Raw genomic sequence first — 26,713 nt, 5'->3', positions numbered from 1 at the left:
GTTTCCAAGATTCTGAGGATTGCAGATGAGCACCCCCATTACCGCAAAACTGGTCAGCGAGCTGCGCGAGCGCTCGGGCGCCGGCATGATGGACTGCAAGAAGGCCCTGACCGAGACCAACGGTGACATCGACGCGGCTGCCGAGCTGCTGCGCAAGACCGGTCTGGCCAAGGCCGACAAGAAGGCTGATCGCGTTGCTGCCGAAGGTCGCATCTCGGTCGCCCAGGGCAACGGCCATGCCGTCCTGGTCGAGATCAACAGCGAGACCGATTTCGTCGCCAAGGCGCCGAACTTCATCGAGTTCACCGACAAGATCGCCCAGGACGCGCTGAAGGCGAACGCCTCCAACGTGGAAGCGCTCAAGGCTGCCCCGCACGCTGACGGCGGCACGGTCGAAGAGGCCGCCAAGGCCCAGACCGCGACCATCGGCGAGAAGATCGACGTGCGCCGCGTTGCCCAGGTGTCGAACGATGGCCCGTTGGCCGTCTATTCGCACGGCGGCAAGATCGGCGTGATCGTGGCGCTCAAGGGCGGCTCGGAAGAGCTGGCCAAGGGCATCGCCATGCACGTGGCCGCCATGAACCCGCCGCACATCAAGCCTGAAGACGTCCCGGCCGACTTCGTCGCGAAGGAAAAAGAGATCGCGCTGAGCCAGATGACCGACAAGGACAAGGCCAAGCCGGCCGAAATCCTCGAAAAGATCATCGCCGGCAAGATCAACAAGATCGTCTCGGAAGTGACCCTGGTCGGCCAGCCGTACGTGCTGGACACCAATGTCACCGTCGGTGACGCGCTGAAGAAGGAAGGCGCCGATGTGATCAGCGTCGTCCGTCTGGCCGTCGGCGAAGGCGTCGAGAAGATCCAGGAAGACTACCTGGCCGAAGTGGCCAAGGCGATGCAGGTCTAAGGGCCGCGCCGCCTCACTTCTGGACATTAAAGAGCCGTGGGAAACCACGGCTTTTTTTGTGCCCGCAAAATAAAGGCGTGAGTGAAGAGGAGTGAGGAGCGAGAAACGACCCAACCCTCCGAAAGCTCTCGCCGCCTAGCACACAGTCCATTACAATACGGCCGTTTTGCCCCACACAATTCGGAGACCCCATGAGCGAACAGCTTAAGTACCAACGCATCCTGCTCAAACTCTCCGGCGAAGCTTTGATGGGTGAGGCCGACTACGGCATCGACCCCAAAGTGATTGGCCGCCTTGCCGACGAAATCATCGAGATCCAGCGTGCCGGTATCCAGATCGGCGTAGTGATCGGCGGCGGTAATATTTTCCGCGGCGCCGGCCTCGCAGCCGCTGGCATGGACCGTGTGACAGGCGATCACATGGGCATGCTCGCCACGGTGATGAATGCCCTTGCGATGCAGGATGCGATCGAAAGGCGCGGCGGTTTCGCACGCGTGATGAGTGCGATCCAGATTCACGACGTGGCCGAGGACTTCATCCGCCGCCGCGCCATTCGCCATATCGAAAAGGGGCGCATCGTGCTGTTCGCAGCCGGCACCGGCAACCCGTTTTTCACCACCGACTCTGCCGCAGCGCTGCGTGCAGTGGAAGTGGGTGCACAGCTACTGCTCAAGGCCACCAAGGTCGACGGCGTCTACTCGGCCGACCCGGCCCGCCATGCCGATGCAACGCGTTACGAACACCTCGACTACGACCAGGTAATCGAACGCAAACTCGCTGTGATGGACACCGCAGCCATCGCCTTGTGCCGCGACCACAAGATGCCGTTGCGCATCTACGACATGACCGTGCCAGGCAGCCTGATGCGGATCATGAAGGGCGAGGCGATCGGCACCTTGGTCGACTGATCGGAATCTCGAAAACTTTTCCTATCCGTCGTCCCGGCGAAGGCCGGGATCCAGCGCCTTAGGCTCCAACGTGCTGAAGACACTGGGCCCCGGCCTTCGCCGGGGCGACGATTAAAACTGAGGTTGTTTGGATCGCTTGAAGTCGTTCCAAAGAAGAGATTTCGGCGAAATTCCTCACCCTTAACTCCCCTGCTATACTCATCGGCTTGCACGTTTCCAGGGTGATACCCATGCTCAACGACATCAAGAACGATGCCCAGACCCGCATGGGCAAGAGCATCGACTCGCTCAAGCACGATCTGACCCGTCTGCGTACCGGACGCGCCAGCACGTCGCTGGTCGACAACATCCGCATTTCGGCCTATGGCTCGGAAATGCCGCTCAACCAGGTCGCTTCGGTGAGCCTGGGCGACTCTCGCTCCATCATCATCACGCCGTTCGACAAGAGCCACGTCGCCTCCATCGAAAAGGCCATCCTTGCCTCGGACATCGGTATCACGCCGAACACCGCCGGCACCGTGATCCGCCTGAACATGCCGCCGCTCACCGAAGAGCGCCGCAAGGAACTGGCCAAGCACGTCTCGCACGAAGGCGAGAACGCGAAGATCGCGATCCGCAACGTGCGTCGTGATGCAATGCAGCAGGTCAAGGATCTGTTGAAGGAAAAGACCATCACCGAGGACGACGAGCGTCGCGCCGAGGACGATATCCAGAAGCTGACCGATCGTTTCGTCAAGGAAGTCGACGACGTCGTGAAGCGCAAAGAAGATGAGCTGATGGCCGTCTGAAGCCATCGATACCGCCCGCCCAGGGGAGCCGGGCGGCTATCGATGCATAATCGACACATCGGGAAGTGCATCAACGTCGCGTCAAGGCGCACACCCGCCCTTCATCCGCTCAAAGCGGCCTCGCTCACTGAGAAGAAGGCAGCACGGTTTCGCCCTTGCACATCCATGACTGATTCCAAGCCCAGCACCGTCCCGCGCCACATTGCCATCGTCATGGATGGCAATGGCCGTTGGGCGAAAGCGCGCCATCGTCCACGCACCTTCGGCCACAACGCGGGCCGCAAAGCCGTGCGCGAAGTGATCGAAGGCTGCATTCGCCAGGGCGTTCAGGCGCTGACGCTGTTCGCGTTCTCGAGCGAAAACTGGAAACGGCCGGAAGACGAAGTCGGTGCCTTGATGGAACTGTTCGTGCGTGCGCTCGACAAAGAAGTCGACGAACTGCACGAACAGCAGGTGCGTGTGCGCTTCGTCGGCGATCTGAGCGCCTTCGAAGCCGGCTTGCGTCAGCGCATGAACGCGGCCATGTCGCGCACGGCGGCCAATGCGCGGCTTCAATTGAACATCGCGGTGAATTACGGTGGCCGCTGGGACATCGTGCAGGCAGCACGCAAGGCCGGTGAGGCGATCGCGCGCGGCGAGATCCGTCCGGACGATATCGACGAAGCCTTGCTCGGCCACTGGATGTGCCTGGCCGACCTGCCGCCGCTGGATCTGTTCATCCGTACCGGCGGCGAGTTCCGCGTCAGCAATTTCCTGTTGTGGCAGCTGGCCTATGCCGAGCTGTATTTCACTGAAACCTTGTGGCCCGACTTCGATCAAGTCAGTCTGCAAAACGCGATCGATGATTACGCCCGCCGCGAACGCCGTTTCGGCCGCACCGGCGACCAGGTCGCCCAGGGCTGACGAGGACACCATGCTGCTTCAGCGAGTAATGACGGCCCTGCTGCTTTTCCCTCTGGCGTTGCTGCTGGTGCTATGGCCCTCGACGGAAATCTTTGCGCCGCTGGTAGCGATTGCTTTCCTGGCGGCCATCTGGGAATGGACCCGGCTGGCCGGCGTCACCAACGAAGGCTTGCGCGCGAGCCTGCTGGTGGCATCGACGGTGATCTTTTTCGGCCTCTGGTCGCTGCGCAATAGCGGTCTGTGGCCCTGGGTGATCGTGCTCGGCGTGCTGTGGTGGATCGCCACCTGCCAGTGGCTGCGCCATTTCGCCTTCGCTGCCGCGCCCACGCGCGAAAACCAGCTGCTCAAGCTGGGGGCCGGCGCACTGGTGATCTTCCCCGCCTGGGTCGCCGGCATGCAGATTCATGGCCAGCCGCCGCACGGCCACTGGTGGACGTTGCTGGCTCTGGCGATCGTCTGGGCGGCGGATATCGGCGCCTATTTCAGCGGACGACTATTCGGCAAGCGCAAGCTCGCCCCGACGATCAGCCCCGGCAAGACCTGGGCAGGTGTCTACGGCGCCTTTGTCGCCGGCGCCCTGGTCGCCGGCTTCGGCGGCTGGCTGCTCGGCGTGACCGACCTGAAGCTGGCCGGCCTGATCGTGTTGTCCGTTTTTACCGTGGTCGCCTCCATCGTGGGCGATCTGCTGGAAAGCCTGATGAAGCGCCACGCCGCCGTGAAAGACTCCGGCAACCTCTTTCCCGGCCATGGTGGCCTGCTCGATCGCATGGATAGCGTCTTTGCGGCCCTGCCCGTCTTTGCGGCGGGCAAGCTGCTGCTCGGCCTATGACCGGCGCGGCTCCTCGCAAGGTCGCCATCCTCGGCGCCACCGGTTCGATCGGTGGCAGCACGCTGGATGTGATCGCCCGCCATCCCGAGCGCTTTCGCGCCACCGTGCTGACCGCACAGCGCAACGTCGACGCCCTCGTCTCGCTATGTGTCACCCACCGTCCCGAACTGGCGGTCATCGCCGACAGCGCGCTGGAAGCCCAGCTAGCGCAGCGACTGCGTACCGCCGGAGTGAAGTGCGAGGTCGCCAGCGGCCATGACGCCTTGACCGTTGCCGCTGCAAGCGCACTGTGCGACACGGTCGTGGCAGCCATCGTCGGCGCCGCCGGGCTGGACTCCACCCTCGCGGCTGCGCGCGCCGGCAAGCGCCTGCTGCTGGCGAACAAGGAATCGATCGTGATGGCCGGCCAGCTGCTGCTGCAGGCCCTGGCCGAAGGCGGTGGCGAGCTGATCCCGGTCGACTCGGAACACAACGCTATTTTCCAATGCCTGCCCGGCGGCCGACCTGATCTGGACGCCAGCGGCGTACGCCGCCTGATCCTGACCGCCTCCGGCGGCCCGTTCCGCGGTCGCAGCCGCGCCGAACTGGCCGGTGTCACGCCCGACCAGGCCTGCAAACACCCCAAATGGGTGATGGGCCGCAAGATTTCGGTCGATTCGGCCACTTTGATGAACAAAGGGCTGGAGGTCATCGAGGCGCACCATCTCTTTGGCGCCCCGGTCGACCGAATCGAGGTGCTGGTGCACCCGCAGAGCCTGGTTCATTCCCTGGTCGAGTATGTCGACGGTTCGGTACTGGCCCAATTGGGCAACCCGGACATGCGCACGGCCATCGCGCACGCGCTCGCCTGGCCGGAACGGGTCGATGCCGGGGTCTCCACGCTGGATCTGGCCGCCAGCGGCGCCCTGGCCTTCGAGGCGCCCGACCTGACCACCTTCCGCTGCCTGGCCCTGGCTTACCAGGCGCTGCGCGCTGGCGGCGACGCACCGGCCCTGCTTAACGCAGCCAACGAGGTTGCGGTAGAGGCCTTCCTGGCCGGAAGCCTCTCGTTCCTGTCGATTGCCGACGTCGTCGAAAGCGTACTTACGGAACTGCCGCCCGCTCCCGTGGTCGATGTCCAGATGCTTGTCGAGCGAGACCGGTTGGCCAGGGAGGCTGCTCGACGGGTGCTCTGCAGCGCTTGCTGATAAGCTTGGACTCCCCGCGGACACGTTCTCTTTGATGAATCCTTTCTTTGGCTCGATATTCTGGTTGCTGGTCACGCTTGGCGTGCTGGTGACTTTTCACGAGTTCGGCCACTACTGGGTCGCGCGCCGCTGTGGCGTCAAGGTGTTGCGCTTCTCGGTCGGCTTCGGCACCGCCATCTGGAAACGTATCGGCAAGGACGGTACCGAGTACCAGATCGCCGCGATTCCGCTCGGCGGCTACGTCAAGATGCTCGATGCGCGCGAGGGTGACGTCGACCCCGCACTGCTCGACCAGGAATTCACCGGCAAGTCGGTGTGGAAGCGCATCGCGATCGTCGCGGCGGGCCCCGGCTTCAACCTGATTTTCACCATCGTCGCCTTCTGGGTGATGTTCATGCTGGGCAAGCCGGACATCGCGCCGGTGGTTACTGCCGCCCCGCAGACCATGGCTGCCGAAGCGGGCATCCGCAATGGCGATCGTGTCCTTGCGGTCGACGGCAAGCAGGTTCAGACGTACAGCGATGCCATGGAAGCTGTTGCCAATGGCATGCTCGGCCGTACGCCGCTGCCGCTGACCTTGCGCGATCCGGACGGCACGCAGCGCACGATTACCCTGCCGCTGAACCAATTGCCGGCTGGCCAGGATCTGGGCCAGTACCTCGACAAACTGGGTCTGGAACCGGCTTCTCCGCCCGCCGTGGTCGACAAGGTCAACGCCGGCCTGCCGGCCGCCGCCGCAGGCATGCAGAGCGGCGATCGCATCGTCAGCCTCAATGGCACACCCGTCGCCGACTGGATCGCCTTCACCAAGCTGCTGCATCAGGTTGCCGCCAAGTCGCCGCAACTGGCGATCGTGGTCGAACGCGCCGGCCAGCAGATTCCGCTGACCGTGACCGCACGCTACGAATCGCAGCAGGGCCAGCCGCAGAACTGGATCATCGGTATCGAGGGTGCATCGCGCGAGACGGTGATGCAGCACTTTGGCCCCGTCCGCGCCTTCAGCGAATCGCTGAAAAGCACCTGGGATCGCGCTGCCACGACCTTCAACATGATCGGCAAACTGGTCACCGGCCAGGCGTCGACCAAGAACCTTTCCGGCGTCGTGGGCATTGCCCAGGTCGCCAATGCATCGGCCAGTCTGGGCCTGACCCGCTTCCTGGAATTCCTGGGACTGGTGTCGCTGAGCCTGGCGATTCTCAACCTGCTGCCTATCCCCGTCTTGGACGGGGGCCACCTGCTGTATTACCTTATTGAGTTGGTCAAAGGCAGCCCCGTGAGCGAACGAGTGATGATGGCCGGACAATATGTCGGCCTTGCGCTGTTGCTTACCATGATGGGACTGGCGTTCTACAACGACATTCACCGCATCATATTGCCTTCGTGACGCAAGCAGCTTGGGCCAGCGCCGGGGAACGCCTGGGGCATACGAGCTGCGCGGCGAAGCAATGCGTCGTCTTGAAGACGGTGCGATGCGTTGAGATGTCTTATGCCGGGCCTGTCATGGGCACGGCAACAATCAGGGGCAAGGGGAATCCCTCGCTTCATAAGAAAATGAGCGGGGTGGGCCCAAAGCCTGCCTCGTCGGAATAACCTAACGGAATCGACGATGAAGCGTATCGCCGCTCTGATCCTGCTTGCCACACTCTCTGCCAATGCGCTCGCTTTCGAGCCGTTCGTCGTCTCCGATATCCGTATCGACGGGCTTAGCCGTATTACGCCCGGCACCGTGTTCAACTATCTCCCGATCAACAAGGGCGACCGGGTGACCACCGATGGCGCGCAGCGTGCCATTCGCGCGTTGTACCAGACCAAGTTCTTCAGCGACGTGGAAATCGACCGCCAGGGCGACATCCTGGTGATCAAGGTGGTCGAACGCCCCTCGATCGCCAAGCTGACCCTGCGCGGCAACAAGGACATCAAGGAAGACGACCTGCGCAAGGGCCTGAAGGAGATCGGCCTGTCCGAAGGCGAGACCTTCGACCGCCTGTCGCTGGACCGCGTGCAGCAGGAACTGATTCGCCAGTACTACAACCGCGGCAAGTACAACGTGTCGGTCGAACCGCACGTGACCTACCTCGACCGCAACCGCGTTTCGGTGGATATCGAAATCCGCGAAGGCAAGGCGGCCAAGATCAAGGCGATCAACATCGTCGGCAACACCGCGTTCACCGACAAGGCGATCCGCAAGACCTTCGAGTCGGACACCTCCAACTGGCTGTCCTGGTACTCCAAGGACGACCAGTACTCGCGTGAAAAGCTCAGCGGCGATCTCGAGAAGCTGCAGTCCTACTACATGGACCGCGGCTACGCCGACTTCGGCGTCGATTCCACCCAGGTAGCGATCGCGCCGGACAAACGCGCGATGTACATCAGCGCCAGCATCAAGGAAGGCGAGATCTACAAGATCTCCGACATCCACCTGCTCGGCCAGCTGATCCTGCCCGAAGACACGCTGCGCCAGCTGATCTTCGTGCACAAGGACGAAACCTTTAACCGCAAGGCGATCGAGTCGAGCTCCGACGCGATCAAGGGCATCCTGGCCAGCATCGGTTATGCGTTCGCCAAGGTGACGCCGGTGCCGAAGCTGGACAAGGACAATCGCACCGTCGACCTCACCTTCTACATCGAGCCGGGCAAGCGCGTTTACGTGCGCCGCGTCATTTTCCAGGGCAACACCCGTACGGAAGACGATGTGATGCGCCGCGAACTGCGCCAGCTCGAAGGCAGCTGGTACTCGCAGCCGGCAATCGATCGTTCGAAGATCCGTATGCAGCGCCTGGGTTACTTCAAGAAGGTCGACGTCGACAAGGCGCTGGTGCCCGGCACCGAAGACCAGGTCGATCTCACCTACAAGGTCGAAGAACAGTCTGCCGGCAGCCTGATGTTCGGCGTGGGCTATTCGCAGTTCTCCGGCATCATCCTGTCGGCGTCGGTGTCGCAGAACAACTTCCTGGGCACCGGTGACAGCTTCACCGTCGGTGCGCAGCGCAGCGACTTCTCCACCAGCATCAGCGCGAGCTACTACAACCCGTACCTGACCGATAACAACATCGGTATCGGTTATACGGCCGCGTTCACGCGTACCGACTACGGCGATACCAACAACGACTTCGTCAACTACACCACGAGCCAGAAGTCGTTCACCACGTTCCTGAACTTCCCGATCACCGAAACGGACAACATCCGTGCCGGCCTCGGCTTGAACAGCAACAAGATCAACCTGCAGGTCGACCAGATCGACCCGACCACCGGCCAGATCGTCACCACGCAGTTCTCGCCGCAGGAACTGATCGACTACCAGAACGCGCTGGGTCATCGCACGATCCACTCGTGGACTGGTCAGTTGGGCTGGACCCACGACACCCGCAACGGTTACTGGGCGCCGACGCGCGGCGGCTTGATGTCGGTCAACACCAACATCGCGCTGCCCGGCTCGACCGTGCAGTTCTACAAGATCGACCTGGAAGCCAACCACTATTGGCCGATCGGTCGCGGCTTCGTGCTGTACCTGGACGGCCAGGTCGGCTACGGCGACACCTACGGCAACCAGACGTTCGACAACGACGGCGGCGCTACCTATAAGGCTGGCCAGCCAGTGACCTTCCCCTTCTGGGAAAACTACTTCTCCGGTGGTGTGCGTGACGTGCGCGGCTTCCAGGACAACACCCTGGGTCCGAAGCTCTGTGTACCGAGCACGCCGGGCGTCGCGATCAAGCCGAACGCGGACGGCACCTGTACCGGCAGCCTCTACACCTTCGCCCAGCCGATCGGTGGCGCGTTCAAGGTACTGGGCACGGCGCAGGTCTACCTGCCGCTGCCGTTCCTCAAGGACGTCAACACCGCACGCGTGTCCTGGTTCGTCGACGTCGGTAACGTCTATTCGAGCTACAGCACCTTCAGCGCCGCGGATTTGCGTGCCTCGACGGGTCTGTCGCTGCAGTGGCAGGCACCGATCGGCCCGCTGATCATCAACTTCGCCATTCCGTTCCGGGCGAAGGATGAAGACAAGCATTACGAAGAACGCATCCAGTTCACCTTCGGCAGCCAGTTCTAATCCAACTGAATTTGCCGGATCGAAAAAAGCGCGACTAGTTCGCGCTTTTTTCTTGCCCAACTGGAGCATCGAAAAATATTGCGCCAGCGTAAGCCGCCTGCAAAATGCAGGCTTTCCGAGAAGGAATCTCCATGATTCGACTGAAGTCGTTGTTCTTTTTTGCTCTAACTTTTTCCATCGCAAGTAACATGCTGAAAGCCACAGAGCTAGCCCCGGGCCAGACGCTATATGCCGGGCAGTCTGTAACCTCTGCGAATCAAAAATATTCCGCCGTCATGCAAGCAGACGGAAATTTCGTCATCTATCGCAATGACGGGCTTGCAATCTGGTCAACAAATACAACAGGACTTGGTGCCGTCAGGGCCAGTATGCAGGCAGACGGTAACTTCGTTCTTTACGATGCTAACAACAACGCCAAATGGCAGACCGCCACTCAAGGTCAGGACTATCATTTCTTTGTTGACAATCTAGGCTTTGGTCGCGTCGAAACAGCGATCCCGGTATGGCAATCCGCAACTGGCGACGGCAACGCGCCAGCCGGAATTCAGCCGCTGTTCTTCTCGGCAGGATTTTCCTTTGAAAAGGGACGACCCTACTTACAATCAAATGGAATTTATGACCTTACATTCCAGACAGATGGGAACATGGTCCTTTATAGGAACAGCACTCCCATATGGAACAGCGGCACAACCGGCCTTGGCGCCACCATTGCCAACATCGACACGGTGCTGAATTTGTGGGACCCGGCACGAGGCATGATTTGGCAAAATCAGATCACAAGCTATACATATGGCTTTAAAGCCTCGCAAATTGATCGCCATGGTACATACATGGTTCTATCAGCCGATGGAAATCTTGGGATGTACGCCCCAGTAGATATTTGGCGAACACCCAAAGGCGATCCTACTCCGGGCAGTGGCGGTGATGGTCCCTCCTGCTTTGGCCCACCCGGAAGCTGCGGCCCCTTTATTCTTCCGATAGTCAAAATGCATTGGTAAAGCACAAAAAGGCCGCCTCGCGCGGCCTTTCACTCTTCAGCGAACAGTCGTACTGAGCGAACCCTCGGCACGGCTGAATCCACAAATCATCATTTTGGGGCCGCTGCCTTTAGAATGGAGGCATTCTTTGGAGTGAGCCGATGAGCGCAGCCCAATTCACCATCGCCGAGATCGCCGAACGGTTCGAACTGCCGTTTCATGGCGATGGCACACGCGTGATCGACGGCGTGGGCACGCTGGCAGGCGCAAGTCCCAGTCAGCTGAGTTTTCTGTCCAATAGCAAATACGGCGCACAACTGGCCGCCACCGGTGCCGGCGTGGTCGTGCTGCGTGAGGAGAACCTTGCCGACTGCCCCACTGCGGCCCTGGTTGCGCGCGACCCGTATGTCGCCTACGCCAAGATCGCTTCACTGTTCGAGCAACAGCCCGCCTCCCCTGCCGGGATTCATCCCAGCGCTGTGGTCGATCCAGGCGCACGCGTGGCGCCGACGGCCAGCGTGGGCCCCTGTTGTGTCGTGGAGAGCGGCGCGGTCATCGAAGACGGCGCCATTCTTGGCCCGCATTGCATCGTCGGCGCCGGTTGCGTCGTTGGGGCGCAGTCGCGGCTGGTGGCACGGGTGACGCTGGTAACGCGCGTTACGCTGGGCAAGCGCGTGATCGTGCATCCGGGCGCAGTGATCGGTTCGGACGGCTTCGGCCTCGCCTTCGATCGCGACCACTGGATCAAGCTGCCCCAGCTAGGTGGCGTACGGATCGGCGACGATTGTGAAATCGGCGCGAATACCACCATCGACCGCGGCGCGCTGGAAGACACCGTGCTCGAGGAAGACGTGCGGCTGGACAACCAGATTCAGATCGCCCACAACGTTCATATCGGTGCGCATTCGGCCATGGCCGGCTGCGCCGCGGTGGCCGGTAGTGCGAAAATCGGCCGTTATTGCATGATCGGCGGCAACGCCGGCGTGCTGGGGCATCTGGAGCTGGCCGACCGGGTTACCATTACCGCCAAAAGCCTGGTCACGCATTCGATTCGCGAGCCTGGCGAATATTCGTCGGGCGTGCCGTTGCAGGAAAACCGCCTGTGGCGCCGCAACGCAGCCCGTTTCAAGCATTTGGATGAGTATGCGCGTCGATTGTCGGCGCTGGAGAAGGACAGTAACAATGACTGAGAAAACCGTGCCCTTCCACCTGCCGGTCAACGTCGAGCAGATCCAACAGCTGCTGCCGCATCGCTATCCGTTCCTGCTTGTCGATCGGGTGACCGAACTGGTGCCGGACAAGAGCATCGTCGCGCTCAAGAACGTCACCATCAACGAGCCGTTCTTCCAGGGCCATTTCCCGGGCCACCCGGTGATGCCGGGCGTGCTGATCGTCGAGGCCATGGCGCAGACCGCCGGGCTGCTGACGCAGATCAGCAGTCGCCTGAAGGGCAATACCGGCAGCCCGCTGTTCTACCTGGCCAAGGTCGACAACGCGCGCTTCAGCGCAATCGTCGCGCCCGGCGATCAGCTGCGCATGGAAGTGACGCTCAAGCGTCTGTTGCGCAGCATGGGCATCTTCGAAGCCAAGGCAACGGTGGACGGCAAGGAAGTGGCGAGCTGCGAACTGATGTGCGCGGCGAGGTCCGAAAAATGATCCATCCGACCGCGCAGATCGATCCATCCGCAACTATCGGCGCCAATGTCACCATTGGTGCCTACAGTGTGATCGGCGCCGACGTGCAAATCGGCGAAGGCACGACGATCGGCCCGCATGTGGTGATCGAAGGCCCGACGCGCATCGGTCGCGACAATCGCATCAGTCAGTTCGCCTCGCTGGGCGGCCCGCCGCAGGACAAGAAATTCGCCGGTGAGCGCACGGAGCTGGTGATCGGCGACCGCAACCTGATTCGCGAATTCGTGACGATCAACCGCGGCACCGGTGAAGGCGGCAGCGTCACGCGCATCGGCAACGACAACTGGCTGCTTGCCTACGTGCACGTCGCGCACGACTGCCAGATCGGCAACAACACCGTGTTCTCCAATTATTCCGCCCTCGCCGGCCATGTGGAAATCGGCGACTGGGTGATCATGTCCGGCTTCTCCGGCGTGCATCAGTTCTGCAAGGTCGGTGCGCATGCGTTTATCGGCATGGGCTGCCTGGTCGGCTCGGATGTACCGCCTTTCGTCATGATGGCGAACGAGCAGCGCGGACGTCCGCGCGGCATCAACAGCGAGGGCCTCAAGCGCCGCGGTTTCGACTCCAACCGCATCGCCGCGATCAAGCGCGCCTATCGCACCTTGTACATGGCGGGCCTGACGCTGTCCGATGCGCGCGAACAACTGCTGTCGCTAGCTACCGAGAGCGACGACGTGCGCGCCATGCTGGAGTTCCTCGAACGCAGCGAACGCGCGGTCGCGCGCTGAGCCTGGCCCGATGTCCACAAACGCGCGCCAGGCTCCCCTGATCGCACTGATCGCCGGTGAGGATTCCGGCGATCAGCTCGGTGCCGATCTGATCTCGGCGCTGCGCAAGCGTTACCCCGATGCGCGCTTCGTCGGCATCGGCGGCGCGCGCATGCAGCTCCAGGGCTTCGAGTCCTGGTACGACATTCGCGAACTGTCGGTGATGGGTTTTGCCGAAGTCGTGCGGCATCTGCCGCGACTGCTCAAGCTGAGAAAAGCCCTGGTCGCGCGTTTGTTGGCGGAACGACCGGATGTGGTGGTCGGCATCGACGCGCCGGATTTCAATCTCGGCGTCGAGCAACGGCTCAAGCAGGCGGGATTGCGTACCGTGCACTATGTGAGCCCGTCGGTCTGGGCCTGGCGCGAAAAGCGTGCGGAGAAGATCGGCCGTAGCGCCGACCGGGTGCTTTGCCTGTTCCCGATGGAACCGCCGATCTATGCGAAGCACGGTATCGATGCGCGCTTTGTCGGCCATCCGTTGGCCGACCGTTTTGCACTCGTGTCCGATCGCGTCGGTGCGCGCGACGTACTGAACGTGCCACAGAACGTCCCCGTGCTGGCCGTACTGCCCGGCAGCCGCCCGTCGGAACTCGCCCGTCTGGGCACGATCTTCCTGGATGCCGCCAAGCGCGTCGCCCAGGCGATGCCGGGGTTGCGCATCATCATTCCGGCAGCCAATCCGCGCGTGCACGAACAACTGCAGACATTGCTGGGCAGTTGGGACGACTCAGAGAGTGCGCCCTTGCTACTCGATGGCAAGGCTCATGAGGCCATGCTTGCGGCCGATGTGGTGTTGCTCGCTTCCGGGACCGCAACGCTTGAAGCGATGCTTTCCAAGCGCCCGATGGTCGTCGGCTATCGCGTGTCGCCGACCAGCTATCGCATCGCCCGCGCCTTGAACATGCTCAAGACCGACGTCTATGCCTTGCCCAATATCCTGGCGCGCGCCTGTGGCCTGGGCAACGACCTGCTCGTACCCGAACTGATGCAGGACGATTGCACGGCCGCGAATCTCGCCTCAGCCACGCTGGCTCTCATGCAGGACAGCGAGCGTCGCGGCCATGTCGTGGCCGCCTTTGAATTCCTGCATCAGCAATTGCGCGGCCAGCTTGAAGGCGAAGCCGCCGATCATGCCGCCGATGCGATTGCCGAACTGCTCGAAGCACCGGCCGCGACCGCGGCGGGTTGACCCCGGCCGTCGGCGGAACACACCATAGCGCCATGCCCCGCAAACGCCGCGTCACTGCCGAACTCGATCCTTCGCTGCTCGTCGCCGGCGTGGACGAGGCCGGTCGCGGACCACTGGCAGGACCGGTGGTGGTGGCTGCCGTCATTCTCGATGCAAGCAAACCCATCCGTGGTTTGAACGATTCCAAGCAACTCAACGAGGCGACCCGCGAAAAGCTCTATGACCGGATCATCGAGCGGGCCATCGCATGGAGTGTGGTCTTCGTGGAGCGGGAGGAAATCGACCGCATCAATATTTTCCAGGCGACGATGCAGGGCATGACGCGCTCGCTGCTCGGCCTGGCCACGCCCCCTGGCTATGCGCTGATCGATGGCAATCGCCTGCCCAGGCAGTTGCCCTGCCCGGCACAAGCAGTCGTCGGTGGCGACGCCACGGAGCCCGCGATCAGCGCAGCGTCGATCCTGGCCAAGGTCAGCCGCGACCGTCACATGGTCGCGCTCGATGCGCTTTTCCCCGGCTACGGTTTCGCGCGGCACAAGGGCTACAGCGTGCCCGAACATCTCGATGCCCTGACCCGCCTGGGCCCCTGCGAACACCATCGCCGCAGCTTCGCTCCTGTACGCATGCTGCTCGAACCCGAGCCCATGCTGACGAACGACTTGTTCGCCACGCTTTAAGCATCAACCGCACCAACCGCCCCCTGCCCTTCGGCCCGGGTAATGCGCGTGGCATCGCCGTATGATCCGCTCACACAGACCGATGCATGCAACCTTTTCCCACCTCGGCGCATCGGATGTAAGTGGACGCAAAGACGTCCCACCGCTTTCAAGGCAAGGACGCTCCTGCGGCAGCGTCGATGCGCTGTCGACTTTATCTGGCATCCAACGCGTTCACATGACGCAGGAGTTCTGCCATGACGCCCGACCAACTGCCTCAGGCGCCCGCTGCCTCCGAGCAAGATCCCGTTCCGCAAGTTGCCGAACCTGGCTTGCCGCTTGTTCATACCGATTACGATCGTCGGCCGTTGGCGGTCGAGCATCTGGAGCATTATCTTGATTTGAGGGCGGAGTATCAGAGGTTTCGGATTGGGTGAGGGTGCGTTGGGATTTTGCGTGTGCAGCCCGTCCTACTTCGTCATTCCGGCGAAGGCCGCTGGAAGCCGGTTTCGGCTGTGCTTGGTTCTTGCCTGTGTGTTCGGGCGACCGGGCCGCTTACGCAGCGGGCGTTTCGAACGCCTGCCGGCGTCCGAGTCACTTTCTCTTTGCTGGCCCAAAGAGAAAGTAACCCAAGAGAAATGGCCTGTGGATCAAGAGCTCTGAGCAGCATTGAGAGATAAAACCCTTCGGACCGCCTACTCGAACCGAATGGGGACACTTCTGGCGCTTCTGAGGTGCGCCGAATCTGTGCGCGAGGCGTCCTGGAGGTGAGGACTTAAGGTGTTCCTTCACTCTCGCCTACCCCTCTCGTCATTCCGGCGCAGGCCGGAATCTACTCCTCAGGCTCTCGCTCGTTAGGCAACGTGTCGCAAGCGGAAACGCTGAGGCATGGATTCCGGCCTGCGCCGGAATGACGAATAGGGGAGATTAGAGCGAGGTTGGAGGTCGATCTGTGCTCTTGGCAAGCGATGCGCAGCGAGCGGTCAGCTCTTCGGGCCCCCTCGGGAGCCGAGTGAGGCTTGGACGATCAGGCCCCGAAGGGGGACTCGGCAGGGACGCCGAGTCCTTTTCGACAGGACAGGGACGTCCTGTCGAAAAGCCCGGCCAAGCCTCACGGTCGCGCAGCGGCGGCGGACGCGGGGTGTCCTTTCTTTGGTTATCTTTCTTTGGACAAGCAAAGAAAGTAACTCGGCGACCGGTAGGTCGGCGAAACACGCCGCAGGCGACTTTCTCGCACGAACGCCAGGCCAGAGCGATGCACACTCAAGCGATAACCCAACACCGAAGCCACTGGTTCCCCGCCTACGCGGGGATGACGAGAGCGTGGCGCAAGGAAAACCTGAAAAGCGGCAACTCACCCCTTCCGCAACCGACTATGCCGATACCCATAAAACACATAAATCAGCATACCCACCGCCGTCCACCCCGCCAGCAACAACCAATTGGCCAGATTCATCTGCGCCAACAAAAACAGACAAACCACCACACCAAGCACACACACGACAGGCGCCGCCGGCACTCGAAACCCTCGCTTCAGATGCGGATGCGTGCGACGCAGAATCAACACGCCAATGCACACCGTGGAGAACGCCAACAACGTGCCCATCGAAAGCAAGTCACCCAGCAGGTTGAGCGGAAAGATCGCCGCCAACACGCCACCGATCACACCCACCAGCAAAGTGGTGCGGTGCGGTGTCTGATGTTCGCTGTGCACCGCATTGAAGAAGCGTGGCAACAGACCATCGCCGGCCATCGTGTAGAGAATGCGCGATAGTCCCAGATGCATGACCAGGATGACCGAGGTAAGACCAGCAACCGCGCCGATCTGCGTGACGATCTTCAGCCATCCCAACGCGGGATGCGCCGCCAGCGCGGTGGCTACCGGCTCGGCCGTACCCAACTGCGCATAGGGCACCAAACCGGTCAGTACTGCAGCGACGATGATGTAAAGCACCGTGCAGATGGACAACGAAATCAAAATCCCCGCCGGCACATTGAATTGCGGGTTACGGGTTTCCTGCGCCGCCGTCGCCACCGCATCGAACCCGATATAGGCGAAGAACACACTGGTGGCCGCGCGGAATACGCCTGACCAGCCATAGTGATCGCCGCCCTGGTTTGCCGGCACGAACGGATGCCAGAGGGACGGATCGATGTATTGCACGCCGAACAACACGAACAACAGCACCACCAGCACCTTGAGCACCACCACCACACTGGCAAACCAGGTCGACTGACGCGTACCGCGATAGAGCAGCAAGGTGAGCGCGGCCACGATCAGCAGCGCCGGCAGGTTGAGCCAGGCACCGGTCCATTGCAGGTGGCCGTCCTTGAAGCTCACCGGCGCGTCGGCCAGCACACCCGGCACGTGGATGCCGATGCTCTTGAGCAAACCCACTGCGTAGCCGGACCAGCCGACCGCCACCGACGAAACCGCCAGCAGGTACTCCGCCACCACGTTCCAGCCGATGAACCAGGCCAGCAGCTCACCGAAGGTGGCATAGGCGTAAACGTAGGCGCTCCCGGAGACGGGCAGCATGGCGGCGAACTCGGCGTAGCTCAGGGCCGCCAGCGCAGCGGCGAGGCCGGCCAGCACGAAGGACAGGGTCAAGGCCGGCCCGGCGTGCTCGGCGGCGGCCTGGCCGGTAATCACGAAGATGCCCGCACCGATTACCGCACCGACGCCCAACATGACCAACTGGGTAAGCCCCAGGGTGCGGCGCAGCGCGTTATCGCTCGAAAGCGAGGCCTCGACCGGCTTGACCGCAAAAAGTGAGCGTACCAGGGACATCCGCGTTCCTTTCCTATTTCGTAAACAACGAGGTTTAACCCTGAACCATGCCAGCCGGGGGCAGCGCTGACAACCCGTTTGCAAAGATGGCGGCATCCGGGCCACGCTTTGGTTAGCATGGCACCGGAGCCGTGCGTTTCGTTGAGCTGCTTTCAGGGGAGAGCCACAACCGTGCGTCTGGTCTGGATCGCGCTGGCCTTGCTCGGAATCCAGGCGTTATTCGCCTGGCATGGGCTGGGCGCACAAGAAGTCCTGGCGCGTTGTCTGTTTATCGCGATCCAATGCGTCGCCCTGGCGGCCATCGCCGCGCAGTACCGGCGCGACCCCACCCCGATCCGTGGGCTATGGCTGCTGCTGGCCCTGGCAGTCGGCATGCAGGTGCTGTGGGCGGGGACCAATTTGATCGCCCAGATCTACGGCGACCCGCACGGCTGGCTCACCTCCACGGGCGTCGTACTTTCCGGGCTCTACATGATCCCCTGCATGCTGATGATCGCGCGCTCCTTCGACCGCCGCGAACCCAAGGCGGTGCTGATCCTCGACCTCGCCCTTTCCGCAGAAGTCGGCGTGCTGCTGTGTGCTTTGGTATTTCGCATTATCGGCGGTGCCGGCGAGCCGACCTCGGCCGACATCTACGTGATCATCCACCATGCCGATGCCATCGATTTTTCGCTGTCGATCCTGACCCTACTGCGCATGCTGGGCATCCGCAGCGTACATGGCCGCTTTTTCTATTTCTGCTCGGCGGTTTTCCTGTGGATCAACGCGATTGCGGCGGCCATCTACAACCGCGTCGAACTGAGCGGCCTGCCACCCTGGAGCATGCCGATGATCGGGCTGGCCTACGTCGCCCTGGCGGCCGTGGTATCGCGACCGATCCCACGCTTCTTGCGGCATTACCGTCCGTCGCGTCGCATCACGCAAACCATCGTGTCGTTCGCGCCGGTGGTGACATCGCTGGCCGTGCTGCTGCTGGCGGTCAGTGTGTCGCGACTGAACTACATCCTGGGCATGATCGCCGCCGTCGCATCCGTGTTGCTGTACGCATTGCGCGTCGCGTTCATCCAGAGCCGCAATCAGGACATCCAGCGCATTGCGCAACTGAACAACCAGCGTCTGCAACAACAGGTAGGCCGCGATCCGTTGACCGGCATCGCCAACCGCAGCCTGCTCGATACGCGCCTGCCGGCGATCTGGCGCGACGGCGCGCGGCAAGGCAAGACCTGCGCCTTGCTGATGGTCGATATCGATTTTTTCAAGCAGTTCAACGATAGCCAGGGGCATCTGGCTGGCGACGAATGCCTGATCAAGGTCGCCACCGTGCTCGCGGCCAACGTAACCGCACCGCAAGGGCTGGTCGCACGTTATGGCGGCGAGGAGTTCGCGATCGTCCTGCCGGATGCGCACGAGGCGCAAGCGATCGAAGTGGCCGAACAACTGATCGAGGCGATCGAACGCATCGACATCCCGCATCCACAAAGCCCGCTCGGACGCATCACGGTGAGTATCGGCATTGCCACCCTGATATGCAGCAGCGAAGGCAGCGCTACCGTGTTGCTCGAAGCTGCCGACCAGGCCATGTATCGGGCCAAGGAGCTGGGTCGCAACCGGCATGAAACAACCGGCACGCCCGTGTTCGACCCTTCGCGAGCGCCTTGCGAACGCCCTGCGTCATGACGCCCGGGCCCCAACAACGAGGCCTGACAACGGGTCCTGACAATCGGCCAATGTCAATTCTTGCCCGCTCCCGAGCGCACCGCTAGGCTGGGCATCTATCTCGCGCGCACGCCATGTCCGTCAGTTTCGCTCACCTCCATTTGCACAGCGAGTATTCGCTGGTCGACTCGACTATCCGCATCAAGGGATTGGTCGCCGCCTGCGTGCGCGAGGGTATTCCGGCCGTCGCGCTGACTGACGACAGCAACATGTTCGCCCTGGTGAAGTTCTACAAGGCATGCAGCGCCGCCGGCATCAAGCCGATCGGCGGCAGCGACCTGTGGATCAGCGCACCGGACGACCCGCGCCCCTGGCGCCTGACCGTGTTGTGCCAGAACCGCGACGGCTACCTGAACCTGTCGCGGCTGATCTCGCGCGCCTGGCGCGACGGCCAGCACAACGGCAAGGCACTGGTCGACGCCCTCTGGCTCACTCCCGATACCTCGCATGGCTTGATCGCCGTGCTCGGGCGCGAAAGCGAAGTCGGTCGCATCGCCTTGAATCAGGGCGTCGATGCGGCGGTGGCCAAGCTGCGTCCCATGACGCGCCTGTTCCCGGACCGCCTGTATCTGGAACTGACGCGTTGCGGACGCGAAGGCGAGGAAAACTGGAACGCCGCCGCACTCGCCGTCGCCGCCGAGCTGAACCTGCCGGTGATCGCCAGCAACGACGTGCGCTTTCTCAAACGCGACGATTTCGAGGCGCACGAGGCACGCGTTTGCATTCACCAGGGTCGCGTGCTCGCAGACCCGAAGCGCCCGCGCGACTACAGCCAGGAGCAGTACCTCAAGACGCCAGGCGACATGGCGACGCTGTTCGCCGATATTCCCGAGGCGCTGGAAAACACCCTCGAACTGGCCAAGCGTTGCAACCTGGAACTGAGCTTCGGCACGTATTACCTGCCCGATTTCCCGGTACCGGCGGGCCATGACCTGTCCAGCTACATCCGCGAGATCTCCCGCGAAGGGTTGAGGGAGCGCCTGGCGCATGCGCCGCTGGCCGATGGCTGCACCCTGGCCGACTACGAAGCGCGCCTGGAACGCGAGCTGGACGTCATCATCAAGATGGGCTTCCCCGGCTACTTCCTGATCGTGTCGGACTTCATCAACTGGGGTAAGCAGCACGGCATTCCGGTAGGCCCGGGACGCGGCTCGGGTGCCGGTTCGCTGGTCGCCTGGGTGCTGAAGATCACCGATCTCGATCCCTTGCAGTTCGCCTTGCTGTTCGAGCGATTCTTAAATCCCGAACGCGTATCGATGCCCGACTTCGATATCGACTTCTGCATGGATCGCCGCGACGAGGTCATCGACTACGTGTCGCGCAAATACGGCCGCGACCACGTCAGCCAGATCATCACCTACGGCTCGATGGCGGCCAAGGCGGTGCTGCGCGATTCCGGCCGCGTGCTCGGCATGGGCTATAACGCGGTCGACAAGATCGCCAAGCTGATTCCCGCGCGTCCACTCGACCTGACCCTGTCGTGCGCACTCGGTCGCAGCGAAAAGGCGCAGAAAGAACCCGATCGCGTCGTCAAGGAATTCTGCGAGCTGTACGAGCAGGACGAAGAAGCACGCACGCTGATCGACCTGGCGCTGAAGCTCGAAAGCCTCACGCGTAATGCCGGCAAGCACGCCGGTGGCGTGGTGATCGCACCGACACCGTTGACCGATTTCGCCCCGCTGTACTGCGAACCGGGCGGCGGCGGCGTGGTGACCCAATACGACAAGGACGACGTCGAGGCGGTCGGCCTGGTGAAGTTCGACTTCCTGGGCCTGCGTACGCTGACCATCATCGATTGGGCGGTGAAGGCGATCAATCTGCGTCGCGCGAAAACCGGCGAAGCGCTGCTCGACATCGCCACGCTGCCGCTCGATGACGCGTACACCTACGATCAGGTATTCAAGAAAGCGCAGACGGTAGCGGTCTTCCAGTTCGAATCGGCCGGCATGCAGCGCATGCTCAAGGACGCCAAGGCGGACCGCTTCGAGGACCTCATTGCGCTCGGCGCGCTGTATCGCCCCGGCCCGATGGACCTGATTCCAAGCTTCGTGGCGCGTAAGCACGGACGCGAGGAAGTCCAATACCCCGACCCGCGCGTCGAGCCTGTCCTGAAAGAGACCTACGGCATCATGGTCTATCAGGAGCAGGTGATGCAGATGGCGCAGATCGTGGGCGGTTACTCGCTCGGCGGCGCCGACCTGCTGCGCCGCGCGATGGGTAAGAAGAAAGTCGAGGAAATGGCGAAGGAGCGCGCCAAGTTCCGCGAGGGCGCGGCCAAGGACGGGCTCACCGGCGACAAGGCCGATGCCATCTTCGACTTGATGGAAAAATTCGCCGGCTACGGCTTCAACAAGTCGCACGCCGCCGCCTACGCCCTGGTCTCCTACCAGACCGCCTGGCTGAAAGCGCACTACCCCGCCGAGTTCATGGCCGCGACGATTTCGTCGGACATGGACAACACCGACAAGGCGGTCACCTTCCTCGACGAATCGCGGGCGATCGGCCTGACCATCCAGCCGCCGGATGTGAACGCCTCGCAGTTCATGTTCGTTGCGGTCGAGCCCAAGGTCATCCAATACGGCCTGGGCGCGATCAAGGGCGTCGGCGAAGGCGCCTGCGAGGCCATCGCCGAAGAACGCCGTCGCGGTGGTGTCTACAAGGACCTGGCCGACTTCTGCCGCCGTGTCGATGGCAGCAAGCTCAATCGCCGCGTGCTCGAAGCGCTGATCTACTCCGGCGCGCTGGATGCGCTGGCGCCCAACCGCGCCAGCCTGATGGCGCAGCTGCCCAATGCGATGAAGGCGGCCGAGCAGCATCTGCGCGACAAGCAATCGGGCCAGAACGACATGTTCGGGGCGATGATGGAGTCGGTGGCGCCAGTCGTGCAGATCGACCTGCCCACCGTGCCCGAGTGGCCGCTGGAGCAGAAGCTGCAGGGCGAGCGCGACACCTTGGGACATTACCTGTCCGGCCACCCCACCGACCCCTGGCGGGACGAGCTGGCGCAGTTGTCGACCTGCCCGCTGGGCGAGATTCCCGACCGCTACCAGCCACCCAAGCCGCGCAAGAACGACAACGACGACGGCAACCGCTTCCGCCGCGGCCCGGACACGCCCTGGACCGTAGCCGGCATGGTCACGGGCCTGCGCAAACGCGGCGACAGCGATGCCTTCGTGCGGCTGGAAGACGGCACCGGCATTATCGAAGTGAGCTTTTTCGGCGAGCTATATCAACAGGTCGCCCCCCTGCTCACCCGCGATGAGATGCTGGTGGTCGAAGGCGGCCTGCGCATCGACGATTTCTCCGGCGGCGGCTTCCAGTTGCGGGCCCGCAGCGCCTGCTCCCTGAGCGACGCCTGCCGCCGCTACGCCCGCCTGCTGCAGCTCAAGCTCAACGGCATCCAGCCCAGCTTCGTCGAGGACCTGCGCCACGTCCTGGCCGGCTTCCGCAACGGCCGCACCACCGTGCTCCTGCGCGGCTACCACAACCAGAACGCCCAGGCGGACCTGGAGCTGGGTGAGGAATGGCGTGTGGACGCGATCCCGGCGCTGCTGCGGGCGGTGCGTGGGATGCCAGGGGTCGAGGCGGCCCGGCTGCGGATCGTCAAGACGCAGGATCAGTAAAGCCGCTCGCTGCGCTCGCTGGAAAGGGTGAAGAGTAAAGAGGAAGGGCAAAGGCAGCGGATTTGCAGACTTATCCCCCTTTACAGGCCGCGCAGCGGCCGGCCTTACCCTTTCCAGCGAGCGCAGCGAGCGGCTTTCCCTACCGTACGGTCCCGTTCCCGCGAACCGCCCCCACCCAGCTATACTGCGCCGCTTCTGTGCCACAAACACCTGCGAATGAACCCTAACTTCCTTGATTTCGAACAACCCATAGCCGAGCTGGACGCGAAGATCGAAGAGCTTCGTCACGCCAGTCACGGACAGGCGTTCAACATCGAGGAAGAGGTCGGCCGGCTGCGCGAAAAGCTCAAGACCAAGACCGCCGATATCTTCCGCAACCTGACGCCCTGGCAGATCACCCAGCTGTCGCGTCACCCGGGCCGTCCCTACACGCTCGACTACATCGGCGTGATCTGCGAGGAATTCCACGAACTGGCCGGCGACCGCGCCTATGCGGACGACGCGGCGATCGTCGGCGGCCTGGGCCGCATCAACGGCCGTCCGGTGATGATCATCGGCCACCAGAAAGCCCGCGATACCAAGGGCAAGGTGCGTCGCAATTTCGGCATGCCGCGCCCCGAGGGCTATCGTAAGGCGCTGCGCCTGATGAAGATGGCCGAGCGCTTCGGCCTGCCCCTGCTGACCCTGATCGACACCCCCGGCGCCTACCCCGGCGTGGGTGCGGAAGAGCGCGGCCAGAGCGAGGCGATCGCACGCAATCTGCTGGAAATGTCCGAGCTGAAGGTGCCGATCATCTGCACCGTCATCGGTGAAGGCGGCTCGGGCGGCGCGCTGGCGATCGGCGTGGGCGACCGTACGGTCATGCTGCAGTACTCGACCTATTCGGTCATCTCGCCTGAAGGCTGCGCGTCCATCCTGTGGAAGAGCGCCGATAAGGCCAAGGATGCCGCCGAGGCGCTGGGCCTGACCGCCCCGCGCCTGCTCGAGCTCGGCCTGGTCGACAAGGTCGTACGCGAACCGCTCGGCGGCGCCCATCGCAACCCGCAGTCGATGGCGGTACGCCTGAAGGCCGTGTTGATGAACCAGCTCGATGAGCTGGAAGCCATGCCGGTGAAGGACCTGCTCGAGCAACGCTACAAGCGCCTGCGCAGTTACGGCGCGTACACCGAGTAAGACGGTGACCGGGGTCCGCGGCCTCGCTCATATCAATCTGCATGCACCTGCAGCGCTGATCGAACGCGTACGCGAGTTTTATATCGACATCATCGGTCTGCGGGACGGCCCTCGCCCCGCTTTCCGGTCCAAGGGCTACTGGCTCTACGCGGGCGATACCGATGTGCTGCACCTGAGTGTCTATTCGGGTGACGAGGGACCCCATACCACCGGATGGATCGACCACATCGCCTTCAGCTGTACCGATCTTGCCGGAACCTGCCAGCGTCTCGATCATGCGGGCATTCCCTACCGGCTCGACACGGTCGCTTCGCTGAACCAGATGCAGCTGTTTGTGCGCGACCCGGCCGACATCGTCGTCGAACTGAATTTCCCCATCGACTTGTACAAAGGCTGATCACAAGTCGCGCTACCATCGTCGCCAATGTCATCGGATGAACGATCATGGCCAACGAACACGCCACCAAGCTCGCCGTACTGATCGACGCGGATAACGCGCAGCCGGCGATTGCCGACGGCTTGCTGGCCGAGGTGGCCAAGTACGGCACCGCGCACGTAAAGCGTGCGTATGGCGACTGGACCAGCAATCATCTCAAGGGCTGGAAAGAACAGTTGTTGACGCAATCGATCCAGCCGATCCAGCAATTCGGTTACACCAGCGGCAAGAACGCGACCGATTCGGCGATGATCATCGATGCGATGGACTTGCTCTACTCGGGCCGTTTCGACGGTTTCTGCATCGTCTCCAGCGACAGTGACTTCACCCGGCTGGCCGCGCGCATCCGCGAATCCGGCTTGATCGTCTATGGCTTCGGCGAGCGCAAGACACCTGATCCGTTCGTCGCCGCCTGCGACAAGTTCATCTACACCGAAATCCTGATTGCCAAGCCCGACGAAGAGCAGCCGTTGAAGCCGCGCACGGCTACGGACCTCAAACGCGACGTCAACCTGGTCAACCTGTTGCGCAATGCAGTCGACGCGGCATCGGACGATGACGGCTGGGCAGGCCTGGGTGGCGTCGGCTCGATCATTACCAAGCAGCGCCCGAACTTCGATTCGCGCAGCTATGGCTACGGCAAGCTCAGTGAGCTGATCACCGCGACCACGTTGTTCGAGATGGATCGCCGCAGCCCGGGCGACGGCCGTCCGAAAGTCATCTACGTGCGCAACAAGACCAAAGCCGCCAAGCCCGAAGCGTGAGCCCGACCGATCTATCCGCCACATTGCGCGCGGCGCTGGCAGCGCATCCTGAAGGCGAACTCTGCGTCGCATTCAGCGGCGGCCCCGATTCGACCGCGCTGCTGCACGCGTTAGCGCAATTGCCCGAAGCGCACAAGCGCGGCTTGCGCGCACTGCATGTCGACCACGCATTGCATCCCCAAAGCGCGCACTGGGCGATGCAGTGCGAAGCCATTTGCACTGCATGGCAAGTCGAGCTGCGCATTGTGAAGGTGCACGTCGAGCGTGCATCGGGCGACGGCATCGAGGCCGCCGCGCGCAAGGCGCGTTATGCCGTCCTCGCCAAGGCGCTGCGCGACGGTGAGCGCCTGCTGCTTGGCCATCATCGCGACGATCAAATCGAAACCGTGTTGCTCAAGCTGCTGCGCGGAGCCGGGCCGGAAGGACTGGGCGGCATGCGTGCGCAGCGCGAACTCGGCCGCGGTATCTTGTGGCGTCCGCTGCTGGACCTGCCGCGCAAGACGCTGCTCGACTACGCTGCCGCACATGGGCTTGGTTTCGTCACCGACCCCTCCAACGATGACCGTCGCTATTCGCGCAACCGCCTGCGTCACGAAGTGCTGCCGGTGCTTGCCGCGCATTGGCCACACGCCGGCGACGCCATCGTGCACAGCGCACGCCTCAGCCGGGCCGCAGCCGATGCGCTGGCTACGCAATGGCAAACCGCGCTGAGCACGCTGCTCGATCCGTCGACGCAAAGCCTCGACGCCGACGGATGGAGCCGGCTTGCTCCGGCATTGCGCGAACCCCTGCTCGATCACTGGCTGCACGAACGCGGCTGCACCGCGCCCACCACGGCACAGCGCGTGCAGATCGAGCGGCAGATTCATGCGCGCGAAGGCCGGGTACCCTGCATCCGCTGGAGCGGCACCGAGTTGCACGTCTGGAAAGGACGGCTTTGGGCACGCCAGCCGCCGCCCTCTTTCGACCCGCAATGGGAGTCGCCCTGGCACGGCGAACCGCTCACCCTGCCCGATGGCGGCAGGCTGACGCTCTCTTCGCCCGTGGCACTGTCGCGCCCCCTTACGGTACGCCTGCGCCGCGGTGGCGAGCGCCTGCGCCCAGTCGGCGACACGCATACGCGCGAGCTGCGCGATCTGTTCCAGCAAGCCAATCTGCCGCCCTGGCAACGGACCGCCTGCCCGTTGATCTACGACGGCGAGACCTTGCTTGCCGTGGCCGATCGTTGGTTCGATGCACAGGGCAACACCTTCTTCGAAGCCATCGGCAGCAAACCTTGCTGGCAGCCCGTTTAAGGCCTGCACCACGCTTTTTCGATTGATTCCGGCGCGCCTGTGCGCTAGTTTT

At 62.8% G+C, this 26,713-nt stretch carries 21 protein-coding genes; 20 read left to right on the top strand and 1 reads right to left on the bottom strand.

Annotated elements, in window-relative coordinates; genetic code table 11:
• Window positions 1-25: 25 nt before the first annotated feature.
• The 14 genes from tsf (at window position 26) to rnhB (ending at window position 14,884) form a co-directional block, all read left to right on the top strand.
• Window positions 26-907 (top strand): translation elongation factor Ts, encoded by an 882-nt coding sequence (gene tsf / locus ACZ6WW_RS17860; RefSeq protein WP_465275385.1) that lies wholly within the window; start codon window positions 26-28, stop codon window positions 905-907.
• A 191-nt stretch (window positions 908-1,098) separates the two neighbouring features.
• On the top strand, window positions 1,099-1,815 hold the full coding sequence (gene pyrH, locus ACZ6WW_RS17855; RefSeq protein WP_465275384.1) for a UMP kinase: 717 nt from the start codon (window positions 1,099-1,101) through the stop codon (window positions 1,813-1,815).
• 230 nt (window positions 1,816-2,045) lie between these two features.
• On the top strand, window positions 2,046-2,603 hold the full coding sequence (gene frr / locus ACZ6WW_RS17850) for a ribosome recycling factor (RefSeq protein ID WP_281849797.1): 558 nt from the start codon (window positions 2,046-2,048) through the stop codon (window positions 2,601-2,603).
• Window positions 2,604-2,768: 165 nt separating this feature from the next.
• Window positions 2,769-3,506: a polyprenyl diphosphate synthase gene (gene uppS / locus ACZ6WW_RS17845; protein WP_465275383.1), complete on the top strand. Its 738-nt coding sequence runs from the start codon at window positions 2,769-2,771 to the stop codon at window positions 3,504-3,506.
• Between the two features lie 10 nt (window positions 3,507-3,516).
• Window positions 3,517-4,335 (top strand): phosphatidate cytidylyltransferase, encoded by an 819-nt coding sequence (locus ACZ6WW_RS17840; protein ID WP_465275382.1) that lies wholly within the window; start codon window positions 3,517-3,519, stop codon window positions 4,333-4,335.
• A complete protein-coding gene (locus tag ACZ6WW_RS17835; RefSeq protein WP_465275381.1) occupies window positions 4,332-5,522 on the top strand; it encodes a 1-deoxy-D-xylulose-5-phosphate reductoisomerase in 1,191 nt (396 codons plus the stop codon). The genes ACZ6WW_RS17840 and ACZ6WW_RS17835 overlap by 4 nt, the downstream gene beginning before the upstream one ends.
• A 34-nt stretch (window positions 5,523-5,556) precedes the next feature.
• Window positions 5,557-6,906, top strand: coding sequence for an RIP metalloprotease RseP (gene rseP / locus ACZ6WW_RS17830; protein ID WP_465275380.1), 1,350 nt, complete (start codon window positions 5,557-5,559; stop codon window positions 6,904-6,906).
• Window positions 6,907-7,128: 222 nt separating this feature from the next.
• Window positions 7,129-9,576: an outer membrane protein assembly factor BamA gene (gene bamA, locus ACZ6WW_RS17825; protein ID WP_465275379.1), complete on the top strand. Its 2,448-nt coding sequence runs from the start codon at window positions 7,129-7,131 to the stop codon at window positions 9,574-9,576.
• 131 nt (window positions 9,577-9,707) lie between these two features.
• Window positions 9,708-10,574: a hypothetical protein gene (locus ACZ6WW_RS17820; protein WP_465275378.1), complete on the top strand. Its 867-nt coding sequence runs from the start codon at window positions 9,708-9,710 to the stop codon at window positions 10,572-10,574.
• Window positions 10,575-10,714: 140 nt separating this feature from the next.
• Window positions 10,715-11,743 (top strand): UDP-3-O-(3-hydroxymyristoyl)glucosamine N-acyltransferase, encoded by a 1,029-nt coding sequence (gene lpxD / locus ACZ6WW_RS17815; protein WP_465275377.1) that lies wholly within the window; start codon window positions 10,715-10,717, stop codon window positions 11,741-11,743.
• The gene (fabZ, locus tag ACZ6WW_RS17810; RefSeq protein ID WP_281849805.1) at window positions 11,736-12,209 is read left to right on the top strand and encodes a 3-hydroxyacyl-ACP dehydratase FabZ; all 474 of its coding nucleotides are present in this window, start codon (window positions 11,736-11,738) and stop codon (window positions 12,207-12,209) included. The genes lpxD and fabZ overlap by 8 nt, the downstream gene beginning before the upstream one ends.
• Window positions 12,206-12,979 carry an acyl-ACP--UDP-N-acetylglucosamine O-acyltransferase gene (lpxA, locus tag ACZ6WW_RS17805; RefSeq protein WP_281849807.1) on the top strand — a complete coding sequence of 258 codons (774 nt, stop codon included), beginning with the start codon at window positions 12,206-12,208 and terminating at the stop codon, window positions 12,977-12,979. Before fabZ ends, lpxA begins: the two co-directional genes overlap by 4 nt.
• Window positions 12,980-12,989: 10 nt before the next feature.
• Window positions 12,990-14,207 (top strand): lipid-A-disaccharide synthase, encoded by a 1,218-nt coding sequence (gene lpxB, locus ACZ6WW_RS17800; RefSeq protein WP_465275376.1) that lies wholly within the window; start codon window positions 12,990-12,992, stop codon window positions 14,205-14,207.
• Between the two features lie 32 nt (window positions 14,208-14,239).
• Window positions 14,240-14,884 carry a ribonuclease HII gene (gene rnhB / locus ACZ6WW_RS17795; protein WP_465275375.1) on the top strand — a complete coding sequence of 215 codons (645 nt, stop codon included), beginning with the start codon at window positions 14,240-14,242 and terminating at the stop codon, window positions 14,882-14,884.
• Window positions 14,885-16,217: 1,333 nt separating this feature from the next.
• Here rnhB and ACZ6WW_RS17790 read toward each other — a convergent pair.
• On the bottom strand, window positions 16,218-17,654 hold the full coding sequence (locus tag ACZ6WW_RS17790) for an amino acid permease (protein ID WP_465275374.1): 1,437 nt from the start codon (window positions 17,652-17,654) through the stop codon (window positions 16,218-16,220).
• A 171-nt stretch (window positions 17,655-17,825) separates the two neighbouring features.
• Between ACZ6WW_RS17790 and ACZ6WW_RS17785 the strand changes: the two genes are divergently transcribed.
• The 6 genes from ACZ6WW_RS17785 to tilS all read left to right on the top strand — a co-directional run bounded on the left by ACZ6WW_RS17785 (window position 17,826) and on the right by tilS (window position 26,661).
• Entirely contained in the window at window positions 17,826-19,331 is a 1,506-nt protein-coding gene (locus ACZ6WW_RS17785; RefSeq protein WP_465275373.1) for a GGDEF domain-containing protein, read from the top strand.
• A gap of 113 nt (window positions 19,332-19,444) precedes the next feature.
• Window positions 19,445-22,993, top strand: a complete 3,549-nt coding sequence (dnaE, locus tag ACZ6WW_RS17780; RefSeq protein ID WP_465275372.1) for a DNA polymerase III subunit alpha — start codon at window positions 19,445-19,447, stop codon at window positions 22,991-22,993.
• A 216-nt stretch (window positions 22,994-23,209) separates the two neighbouring features.
• A complete protein-coding gene (locus ACZ6WW_RS17775; protein WP_281849814.1) occupies window positions 23,210-24,166 on the top strand; it encodes an acetyl-CoA carboxylase carboxyltransferase subunit alpha in 957 nt (318 codons plus the stop codon).
• Window positions 24,167-24,170: 4 nt separating this feature from the next.
• The gene (locus ACZ6WW_RS17770) at window positions 24,171-24,563 is read left to right on the top strand and encodes a VOC family protein (protein ID WP_465275371.1); all 393 of its coding nucleotides are present in this window, start codon (window positions 24,171-24,173) and stop codon (window positions 24,561-24,563) included.
• A 47-nt stretch (window positions 24,564-24,610) separates the two neighbouring features.
• On the top strand, window positions 24,611-25,366 hold the full coding sequence (locus ACZ6WW_RS17765) for an NYN domain-containing protein (RefSeq protein WP_465275370.1): 756 nt from the start codon (window positions 24,611-24,613) through the stop codon (window positions 25,364-25,366).
• Window positions 25,363-26,661 (top strand): tRNA lysidine(34) synthetase TilS, encoded by a 1,299-nt coding sequence (tilS, locus tag ACZ6WW_RS17760; RefSeq protein ID WP_465275369.1) that lies wholly within the window; start codon window positions 25,363-25,365, stop codon window positions 26,659-26,661. Before ACZ6WW_RS17765 ends, tilS begins: the two co-directional genes overlap by 4 nt.
• Window positions 26,662-26,713 lie beyond the last annotated feature (52 nt).

This window comes from Dyella sp. NPDC103356 (assembly GCF_055584465.1).
Note: the sequence above shows the minus strand (reverse complement) of the source record. Positions and strands in the feature narration are given on the sequence as shown.

Bases quoted from the DNA above. Each gene is read 5' to 3' on its own strand.
- frr (WP_281849797.1), top strand. From the start codon at position 2,046: ATGCTCAACGACATCAAGAACGATGCCCAGACCCGCATGGGCAAGAGC.
- ACZ6WW_RS17765 (WP_465275370.1), top strand. From the start codon at position 24,611: ATGGCCAACGAACACGCCACCAAGCTCGCCGTACTGATCGACGCGGAT.
- ACZ6WW_RS17820 (WP_465275378.1), top strand. From the start codon at position 9,708: ATGATTCGACTGAAGTCGTTGTTCTTTTTTGCTCTAACTTTTTCCATC.
- ACZ6WW_RS17775 (WP_281849814.1), top strand. From the start codon at position 23,210: ATGAACCCTAACTTCCTTGATTTCGAACAACCCATAGCCGAGCTGGAC.
- ACZ6WW_RS17835 (WP_465275381.1), top strand. From the start codon at position 4,332: ATGACCGGCGCGGCTCCTCGCAAGGTCGCCATCCTCGGCGCCACCGGT.
- pyrH (WP_465275384.1), top strand. From the start codon at position 1,099: ATGAGCGAACAGCTTAAGTACCAACGCATCCTGCTCAAACTCTCCGGC.
- lpxB (WP_465275376.1), top strand. From the start codon at position 12,990: ATGTCCACAAACGCGCGCCAGGCTCCCCTGATCGCACTGATCGCCGGT.
- lpxD (WP_465275377.1), top strand. From the start codon at position 10,715: ATGAGCGCAGCCCAATTCACCATCGCCGAGATCGCCGAACGGTTCGAA.
- uppS (WP_465275383.1), top strand. From the start codon at position 2,769: ATGACTGATTCCAAGCCCAGCACCGTCCCGCGCCACATTGCCATCGTC.
- rnhB (WP_465275375.1), top strand. From the start codon at position 14,240: ATGCCCCGCAAACGCCGCGTCACTGCCGAACTCGATCCTTCGCTGCTC.
- rseP (WP_465275380.1), top strand. From the start codon at position 5,557: ATGAATCCTTTCTTTGGCTCGATATTCTGGTTGCTGGTCACGCTTGGC.
- bamA (WP_465275379.1), top strand. From the start codon at position 7,129: ATGAAGCGTATCGCCGCTCTGATCCTGCTTGCCACACTCTCTGCCAAT.
- ACZ6WW_RS17840 (WP_465275382.1), top strand. From the start codon at position 3,517: ATGCTGCTTCAGCGAGTAATGACGGCCCTGCTGCTTTTCCCTCTGGCG.
- ACZ6WW_RS17790 (WP_465275374.1), bottom strand. From the start codon at position 17,654: ATGTCCCTGGTACGCTCACTTTTTGCGGTCAAGCCGGTCGAGGCCTCG.
- tsf (WP_465275385.1), top strand. From the start codon at position 26: ATGAGCACCCCCATTACCGCAAAACTGGTCAGCGAGCTGCGCGAGCGC.
- lpxA (WP_281849807.1), top strand. From the start codon at position 12,206: ATGATCCATCCGACCGCGCAGATCGATCCATCCGCAACTATCGGCGCC.
- dnaE (WP_465275372.1), top strand. From the start codon at position 19,445: ATGTCCGTCAGTTTCGCTCACCTCCATTTGCACAGCGAGTATTCGCTG.
- fabZ (WP_281849805.1), top strand. From the start codon at position 11,736: ATGACTGAGAAAACCGTGCCCTTCCACCTGCCGGTCAACGTCGAGCAG.